We start from the raw sequence: 7,283 nt of genomic DNA, 5'->3' as shown, positions 1-7,283 counted from the left end.
GCCGCACGGTGCCGGGCACGACCCGCTCGACCGCGACCCCGGCGACGCGGGGCAGCTCGCGGACCCGCCCGGCGACCGCGTCGACGTCCAGCTGCACCAGCGGCGTGCCGGACTCGATCGCGGCGGCCGCGCGGACCTCGTCGGCGGTCAGGTCGGCGGTGCCCAGCACCTCGACCTCGCGGACGCCGAAGACCGGCGTGAACCAGACCGTGCAGACGACCGCGGTGACCACGAGCATGACGAGGATCGCACCGATCCGGCGGCGCATCACCTTGCGCCGGTACAGGTCGGCGCGCGTCGGGCGGCGTGCCGGGCCGCGCGGACGACGCGCCGCCGCGCGGGAGCCCGGACCGGACCCCGCGCCGGGTCGACGACGCGCCGCCTGCGTGCTCATGCTCACGCCCCGCCGGGGCCCGGCGCGGCGGGGGCCCGGGACGCCGTGCCGAACGGTGCGCTCGCGCGCTCGCTCATGTCCTGTCCAGCTCCCCCGCGGCCCGGTCCAGCGCCCCGACGATCTCCGGCCCGAGCATGGTCACGTCACCCGCGCCCATGGTCACCACCAGGTCGCCCTCCCCGACCATGCCCGCCACCAGCGCGGGCACCCGGTCGAACGACGGCTCGTAGACGACCTTGCCGACGTCCAGCGACACCAGCCCGGAGATCAGCGCGCCCGAGACGCCGGGCTCCGGCTCCTCGCGCGCGCCGTAGACGTCCAGCACCACGACCGCGTCGGCCAGGCTCAGCGCGGCGGCGAACTCCTCCGCGAACAGCCGCGTCCGCGAGTACAGGTGGGGCTGGAACACCACGACCAGCTTGCCCTCGCCGGCGACCGGGCGCGCGGCGGCGATCTGGGCGGCCACCTCGGTCGGGTGGTGCGCGTAGTCGTCGTAGACCCGCACGCCCCCGGCCTGGCCCTTGAACTCGAACCGCCGCCGGACGCCGCCGAACGCGGCCAGGCCGACCAGCACGTCATCCCGGTCCGCGCCCAGCTCCAGGGCGGCGACCAGCGCGGCGATGGCGTTGGCCGCCATGTGCTCGCCCGGCACGGCCACCCGCACGTCCAGCACTTCGTCGTCCAGCTCGACCCGGGCGACGCCACCGGAGTCCGCGGGCCGGTAGTCGACCAGGCGGACCGAGCCGGGACCGGTCGCCGTGCGGCCGTACGCGCGGACCCGGATGCCGAGCTTCGCGGCCCGTTCGGCCAGCGCCGCCGAGCCCGGGTCGTCCGCGCACGCGACCAGCACGCCGTCGGGCCGGATGCGCTCCAGGAACGAGTCGAACACCGCCACGTACGCCTCGACGGTGCCGTGGTGGTCGAGGTGGTCGGCCTCGACGTTGGTCACGACCGCGACCGACGGCGAGAAGAAGAGGAACGAGCCGTCGCTCTCGTCGGCCTCCGCGACGAACACGCCGCCCGCGCCCTGGTGGGCGTTCGCGCCGGACTCGTTGAGGTCGCCGCCGATCGCGAACGACGGGTCCATCCGGCAGTGCTGGAGGGCCACGGTGAGCATGGACGTGGTGGACGTCTTGCCGTGCGTGCCGGCGACGCAGGCGACCCGGTGGTCGAGCATCAGCGCGGCCAGCGCCTCGGCCCGCCGCAGCACGACCGCACCCCGGGCGCGGGCTTCCACCAGCTCCGGGTTGTCCTCGCGGATCGCGGTGGACACCACGACCGCCGTGGGACCGCCGGGCAGCTGGTCGAGGTTCGCGCCGTCGTGGCCGACCGCGATCGCCGCGCCCTGCGCCCGCAGCGCGAGCACGGTCCGCGAGTCCTTGGCGTCCGAGCCGGACACCTGCGCGCCGCGCGCCAGGAGGATCCGGGCGATGCCGCTCATGCCCGCACCGCCGATGCCGACGAGGTGCACGCGCTCCAACACGTCGCTCACTTCTGGACCACCTCGAGGACGATGCGGGCCAGCACCTCGTCGGCCTCGCGGTAACCGGTGCTCAGCGTCGCCGTGGTCATCGCGGCCAACCGGTTGCGGTCGGCCACCAGCGGCACCACGTTGGCCGCCACCCACTCCGGCGTCAGCTGGTCGTCCGGCACGAGCAGGCCGCCGCCCGCGGCGACCACCGGACCCGCGTTGAGCGCCTGCTCGCCGTTGCCGTGCGGCAGCGGCACGAACACCGCGGGCAGGCCCACGGCGGCCACCTCGGCCACCGTCATCGCGCCGGACCGGCACAACACCGCGTCCGCCGCCGCGTAGGCGAGGTCCATCCGGTCCAGGTACGGCACCGGCACGTACGGCGGCGCACCGGGCACCGACTGCACCGCGACGGTGTTCTTGGGGCCGTGCGCGTGCAGCACCGCGATGCCCGCCTGGGCGAACGCGGGCGCGGCGCCGGACACCGCGTTGTTGATCGACCGGGCGCCCTGCGAGCCGCCGAACACCAGCAGCGTCGGCGCGGTCGGGTGCAGGCCGAAGTGGGCGCGGGCCTGGTGGCGCAGCTCGGCGCGCTTGAGCGACGTGATGGAGTAGCGCAGCGGGATGCCGATGATCTCGGCGTCGGTCAGGCCCGAGTCGGGCACCGCCGCGGCGACCCGCGCGGCGAACTTCGCGCCGACCTTGTTCGCGAGCCCGGCCTTGGCGTTGGCCTCGTGCACCACGATCGGCACCCGGCCGCGGGCAGCGAGGTACGCGGGCAGCGCGACGTAGCCGCCGAAGCCGACCACGACGTCCGCGCCGACCCTCTCCAGCACCTCGCGGGTGTGCTTCACCGCGCCGCGCACCCGCAGCGGCAGCTTGAGCAGGTCCGGCGTCGGCTTGCGCGGCATCGGCACCGGCGGGATCAGCTCCAGCGGGTAGCCGCGGGCGGGCACGAGCCTGCTCTCCAGACCGCGTTCGGTGCCGAGCGCCACCACCCGTGCGTCGGGCCGGAGCCGCATCACCGCGTCGGCCAGGGCCAGGGCCGGCTCGATGTGCCCGGCGGTGCCGCCTCCGGCGACCACCACGCACGGTCCGGCCTGCTGGGGAACCCCGGTCACGCACTTCCTCCTCGCGTCGGTGTACCGCTCACCGGTACCGCTAACGCCCGTCACGCCGCCTGGACCGCGCGTCCCGGTCCTGGCCGGCCTTTCGGGATTCGCGACGACGGTACTCCGACGGCGGAGCGTGACGACCGGCCATCCTCCGCTCGTCCACGGGCGGCGGCGCGGCCTTGCGGTTGCGCGGCGGCGGCGACGGCCGCACGGGACGGCGCTTGGGCGGCGGCTTGTACACCTCGGGAGCGGGCAGCTTCAGCACCCCGCCGACCCGGCCGGGACCGAGGGACCGCAGCGCCGCGACCGCGTCCGGCTCGTGGCGGGCGCAGTTGGCGAGGATGCCGAACACGAACATCGTGGTGACGACCGACGTGCCGCCGGAGGAGATCATCGGCAACGTGATGCCGGTGACCGGCAGCAGCTGCACGACGTAGCCGATGTTGATCGCGGCCTGCGCGACCAGCCACACGGTCAGCGTCGCGGCCACCATCCGGATCCACGGGTCGGTGTTGCGCGCGGCGATCCGCAGCCCGACCACGGTGAGCAGCGCGAACAGCCCCAGCACCAGCACGCAGCCGATGAACCCCAGCTCCTCACCGATCACCGCGAAGATGAAGTCGCTGTGCACGTTCGGCAGGTAGCGCCACTTCGAGCTGCCGTTGGTGAGGCCCTTGCCGAAGAACCCGCCCTCCGCCAACGCGTACAGCGCCTGCAACGCCTGGAGCCCGTCGCCCTGCGGGTCCTGCCACGGGTTGAGGAAGGTCTCCACCCGCTTCAACCGGTAGGTCGCGCCGAGCGCCAGCACGAGCGCGCCGGACACCGCGGCCACCGCGATGATGCCGAAGATCCGCATCGGGGCCCCGACGAACCAGAGCAGGCTGATCAGCACGACACCCAGCGTGATCGTGCCGCCGAGGTCGGGTTGCAGCATCACCAGCGCGAACACCAGCATCGCCACCGGCACGACCGGCACCAGCAGGTGCCGGTACTGGTCGAGCAGGGCGCGCTTGGTGACCAGGACGTGCGCGCCCCACAGCGCCAGCGCCAGCTTCGCCGGTTCGATCGGTTGGAACGAGATCGGCCCGATCGTGAACCACGACTGCGCGCCGCCGAGGACCGACCCGAGCGGCGTCAGCACCAGGACCAGCAGGATCACCGAGACGAGCATGGCCATCGTGCTGCCGTGCCGGATCGTGCGCAGGGGTATGCGCAGCACGACCAGGAACACCACCGCGCCGACGCCCACGTACAGCAACTGCTTCTTGAACACGCTGTAGGCCGACGCGCCCTCGGCCACCTCGCCCGGCGCGGACGCCGACAGCACCATGATCAGGCCGAGCACCGTCAGCATGCCGAACAGCGCGAGCAGCAGGTGGAAGTCCGCCAGCGGACGGCCGAGCCACGCGGTCAGCGAGGTCCGCACCGCGACCACCCGCTTGGTGCGCCGTGCCGTTCTGGGCGGTCGCTCCACCGGGGTCCGGTCCACCGCAGTCATGCGCCCATCGTCTCCCGGCGAGGCCGACGACCGCCGACAATCGACCGCGTGTCGTCCAACGCGACGGTGATCACGGTGAAGCGGCCGTCCACTCGTTCGGGCGCACCGGAGGTCAGCGTCTCCCGCCGGCCCGAGTTTTAAGGTAGTTTGCAACTATGGGCATCGCTGCACCGGAGATCAACTTCAGCGATCTGTCGAACAAGCCGGCCGACTCCGTCCGCAAACTCCAGGAGTCGCCCAGCCGGACGCTGCTCGTCCACCGCCGCGGCGGCGAAGAGGACCTGGTCTTGACGACAGCCAGCAGGGCACGGGAAGTGCGTGAGGTCGTTTCGACGACCACGGCCCTCTTTGTGGCCCTGATGCAGCACAGCGAAAGCGTTCGGGACCTGGTGACCGAGGTGATGCCGAAGGCGTTCCCCTGGGTCAAGTTCCTGCCGCGGGAGGACATGCAGGCGTTCGTGGTCGAACTCGTGCAGACCCTGGAGGCCGCCGACTCGCTGGGCACCCCGGCTCCGGTCACGCAACTCATCAGCGAGTGGCAGCACACCGCCGAGGTCCACGCCGATCCGAGACTCCTCGCGATCCTGCAAGAGGACGGCGAGGACTTCGGTGACGTCCCCGCACCTGGAGCAACCGGCTCGTGAGCCCGAAGAAGGGCGACCCGGTCGCCCCACCGACCGTCGACGCGGAGTGGCGCATCCGGTTCTCCGGCAACGACGCCATCAAGGGTTGGCTGGACCTGGAAACCCGCGCCACGGCGAACCTGCGCCAAGCCTGGGAAGTCATGCGGCACGACCCCGGCCCGGGAGCGGGCAAGCCCACCGGTCGCCACCACCAGCTCAAGGGCAGCCTCGCCCACGGCACCCACGCCGGACGCGCCCTGCCGCGCTGACAGATCAAAGTCACCGGCGGAAACCGCATCTGGTACCTATGAGGCGCTCCGCTTGACAGCGGACAGGAAGAGCCCCATCGCCCGACCGCCGAACTCCAGGACGGGGCCGGTGGCGTTCTTGCTGTCCCGGACCCGGAACGCGTCAGCCGACGAGGCGACCTCCACGCAGTTGCCGGCGCCGTTGCTGCGGCTGCTCTTGCGCCACGTGGCCACCTCGACGCAGTTGCCCGTGCCGTTGCTGCGGCTGCCCTTACGCCACTCCGACCACATTGCGCTCTCCTCGGCCGAGCTAGAAGTCCCCGATCACCCGCTTGATCAGCGCGATCGACTCCTGCGGGTCGAGCGCCGTGGCTCGCAGGTGATCCAACACCAGGCTATACCGGGTGACCTCGGCCGTTTCCTCCAGATAGAGGCCGCCGGTGAGGTTGTCGATGTAGACGACGCTAGGAAAGTCAGCGAACTTGAGCAGGGTGAACGCGGTGCCCATCGCCATGTGCTGCCCTTTGGCGAACGGGAGGACCTGCAAGGTCACATTAGGCAGGTCCGACAGCTTGAGCAGGTGCGCCAATTGCTCTTGATGCACCTCCGCACCACCGACGCCACGGCGCAAGGACGCCTCGTCGAGGATCGCCCAGACCGAAAGAGACCCGTCCTCCACCCGACCTTGCCGCGTCTGGCGCAGTTCGGCGCGCTTGTGGATGGCTTCATCGGACGCGTCCGGAGCGTACGAACGCATGACCCACCGGGCGTACGCCGGAGTCTGGAAGAGACCGGGGATCAGATCGATCTCGAAGGTGTCGATCGCCACCGCCTCGGACTCCAGGACAACGTATTCGGAGAACCAGTCGAACAGGACGTCGCCGTACACGTGCCACCAGCCGCGCTTCTTCGCGACCTTCGCCAACCTCAGCAACCAGGCGGTCTTGTCGGGAGTCGCCCCGTACAGCTCGGCCAGCGCCCTGGTGTCTACTATGGACACACCGGTGTACGCCGACTCGATGCGGCTGATCTTCGACTTCGAGTAGCCCAGGTTCTCGACCACGTCGTCGAAGTCGAGCCCGGCTTCCTCGCGGAGCTGGGTCAGCGCGCTCGCCAGGACGCGCCGCCGGACTCCCGGACCTTGGTTCTGCGGCATGGCGCGACAGTAGCGGGAAAGAAGGCCACTGATCGGGTGAACTTCTGCGCATAAGCAGATTGCCGTGTTGCACCACAAAGCGATGAGGTGCACCTTTGCCCGCATGACCTCCGCTGCGCGCGCTCGCGCCCACCACCTGCTGACCCAGGACATGCTCGGCTACCTGGACACCGTCGAGCTGCTGACCAACGACCAGGACACGGACGACGACACCGTCCTGGCCGTCGCCCGCACCGAGGTCCCGCGCCTCATCGCCGCCCTGCGCGGGACGGTCTCCGGCCACCGCGCCGACGCCTCCGGCCACTGCACCGGCTGCCGCACCGCCTGGCCGTGCGCCGTCATCGACTCCGCGCACACCTACCTCCAAGACCCGGACCGGATCTTCGAGGCTCACCCCTCGCGGTGACCGACCAGCTCCAGCACCGCATCGGTGAACGCCTGACCGCGGTGCGCGTAGTCGGAGAACATGTCCATCGACGCCGCCGCCGGGGCCAGCACCACGGCATCCCCCGCGTGCGCCATCGACCGCGCGGCGCGCACGGCGTCCTCCATGGTCGCGTCGTCCAGCACGGCCACCGGCACGTCCGGCGCGTACTCGGCCAACGCCGACGCGACGACCTCGCGGTCCGTCCCGATCAGCACCGCGCCGCGCAGCCGGTGGCCCTCGTCGCGCACCAGCTCGTCCACCGAAGCGCCCTTGAGCAGCCCGCCCGCGATCCACACGACGCTGTCGTGCGACCGCAACGACGCCGCCGCCGCGTGGGGGTTGGTGGCCTTG

General features: G+C 71.8%; 9 protein-coding genes and 1 pseudogene. 3 read left to right on the top strand and 7 right to left on the bottom strand.

Going from position 1 to position 7,283, the window contains the following annotated elements:
* The 4 genes from AB0G02_RS24405 to ftsW form a co-directional block, all read right to left on the bottom strand.
* A partial coding sequence (locus AB0G02_RS24405) for an FtsQ-type POTRA domain-containing protein (RefSeq protein ID WP_360797781.1) occupies positions 1-394 on the bottom strand: 394 nt, incomplete at its 3' end.
* A 73-nt stretch (positions 395-467) separates the two neighbouring features.
* A complete protein-coding gene (murC, locus tag AB0G02_RS24400) occupies positions 468-1,886 on the bottom strand; it encodes a UDP-N-acetylmuramate--L-alanine ligase (protein WP_360797780.1) in 1,419 nt (472 codons plus the stop codon).
* Positions 1,883-2,986, bottom strand: a complete 1,104-nt coding sequence (murG, locus tag AB0G02_RS24395; protein ID WP_360797779.1) for an undecaprenyldiphospho-muramoylpentapeptide beta-N-acetylglucosaminyltransferase — start codon at positions 2,984-2,986, stop codon at positions 1,883-1,885. Before murG ends, murC begins: the two co-directional genes overlap by 4 nt.
* Positions 2,987-3,026: 40 nt before the next feature.
* A complete protein-coding gene (gene ftsW, locus AB0G02_RS24390; RefSeq protein WP_360797778.1) occupies positions 3,027-4,478 on the bottom strand; it encodes a putative lipid II flippase FtsW in 1,452 nt (483 codons plus the stop codon).
* Positions 4,479-4,633: 155 nt separating this feature from the next.
* On the opposite strand from ftsW, the gene AB0G02_RS24385 reads away from it, so the two are divergent.
* Both AB0G02_RS24385 and AB0G02_RS24380 read left to right on the top strand, forming a co-directional pair.
* Complete coding sequence (locus tag AB0G02_RS24385) at positions 4,634-5,122, top strand: hypothetical protein (protein ID WP_360797777.1); 489 nt, start codon at positions 4,634-4,636, stop codon at positions 5,120-5,122.
* A complete protein-coding gene (locus tag AB0G02_RS24380) occupies positions 5,119-5,370 on the top strand; it encodes a hypothetical protein (protein ID WP_360797776.1) in 252 nt (83 codons plus the stop codon). The genes AB0G02_RS24385 and AB0G02_RS24380 overlap by 4 nt, the downstream gene beginning before the upstream one ends.
* Positions 5,371-5,406: 36 nt before the next feature.
* On the opposite strand, the gene AB0G02_RS24375 is transcribed toward AB0G02_RS24380, so the two are convergent.
* Positions 5,407-5,640 (bottom strand): DUF397 domain-containing protein, encoded by a 234-nt coding sequence (locus tag AB0G02_RS24375; protein ID WP_360797775.1) that lies wholly within the window; start codon positions 5,638-5,640, stop codon positions 5,407-5,409.
* 19 nt (positions 5,641-5,659) lie between these two features.
* Complete coding sequence (locus AB0G02_RS24370; RefSeq protein ID WP_360797774.1) at positions 5,660-6,505, bottom strand: helix-turn-helix transcriptional regulator; 846 nt, start codon at positions 6,503-6,505, stop codon at positions 5,660-5,662.
* Between the two features lie 103 nt (positions 6,506-6,608).
* On the opposite strand from AB0G02_RS24370, the gene AB0G02_RS24365 reads away from it, so the two are divergent.
* Positions 6,609-6,911, top strand: a complete 303-nt coding sequence (locus AB0G02_RS24365) for a hypothetical protein (RefSeq protein WP_360797773.1) — start codon at positions 6,609-6,611, stop codon at positions 6,909-6,911.
* Here AB0G02_RS24365 and murD read toward each other — a convergent pair.
* Positions 6,896-7,283 (bottom strand): annotated as a pseudogene (murD, locus tag AB0G02_RS24360) (UDP-N-acetylmuramoyl-L-alanine--D-glutamate ligase); the annotation flags it as partial. The gene AB0G02_RS24365 and the pseudogene murD sit on opposite strands and share 16 nt — an antisense overlap.

Origin of the sequence: Actinosynnema sp. NPDC023658, from assembly GCF_040639995.1 — a bacterium.
Classification (GTDB): Bacteria; Actinomycetota; Actinomycetes; order Mycobacteriales; family Pseudonocardiaceae; genus Actinosynnema.
The sequence above is the reverse complement of the archived record's forward strand: the minus strand, read 5'-3'. Positions and strand labels throughout refer to the sequence as shown.